General features: G+C 76.4%; 1 pseudogene. It reads right to left on the bottom strand.

The window, feature by feature from the left end:
* Positions 1–874: pseudogene (locus tag AC5LUJ_RS03570) on the bottom strand (hypothetical protein); the annotation flags it as partial.

The following is an 874-nucleotide window of genomic DNA, read 5'->3' as shown; positions in this document are numbered from 1 at the left end:
GGTGCCGGCGGCGATGATGGCTGTTTCGGCGAGCAGAGCGGTCGGGTGCCGCCATTCGTGTTCGGGCGTCGGCACGCGCGCCGGGGCCCGGGCCGGGCTCGGTGGGCCGGCGGGCGGTGGCAGGCCCATCAGCCGGTACATCAGGTCGGCCAGCACCCGCAGGGACTCCCCGGGCCGGGCGAACGTGGCCGCCGCGAGATCCGCGTACCGGCCCGGTCGGTGTGTCGCGACGGCCCGGTCCACCTGCGCGCGCAGCCCCGCCGTGGCCGTCAGCCGGGGCGCGGTGCGCAGCAGGGCGGCGGTGGAGCCGTCCGGGTCGACTTCGGCGGGGTCGCCCGCCGCGAGGAGAACCGGCCGGTCCAGCGCCGCCGCGTACACGGTGACGGATCCGTGGTCGCCGATCACCGCGTCCGCGGCGACCAGGGCGGCGCGCCACCCCTCCCGGGCGGGTATGAGCAGCAGGCCGGCCCGGCGGGCCTCGTCCAGCCAGGCCCGGAGCTGCCATGGGCCGTGCCCGTGCCAGACGTTGGGATGCACGACCGCCGCGACCCGGTACTCGTCCACCGGTAACTCGGCGAGCAGGCGGGCCGGCAGGTGCGGCCAGCGGCCCAGCAGCGACCCGGGGCCCCAGGTCGAGGTGAGTGTCACCAGTGTGTGAGCGGGGCTGACTCCCAGCGCCCCGCGGTACTCCCGGCGGAAACGCAGGCTCGCGCGCAGGCGGTCGTAACAGGGATCACCGGCCACCACCGCGACGGGCACGGCCTGCGGGCAGTCGCGGCGCAGCCGGGCGCGTTGCTCCTCGTGCGAGAGCACGATCGCGGACGGGACGACCTTCCCGTCGCGTAACAGTTGTTCCCGGGCCAGCCCGAACACC

The sequence above is a fragment of the Protofrankia sp. CiP1_Cm_nod3 genome (genome assembly GCF_982290655.1).
Note: the sequence above shows the minus strand (reverse complement) of the source record. Positions and strands in the feature narration are given on the sequence as shown.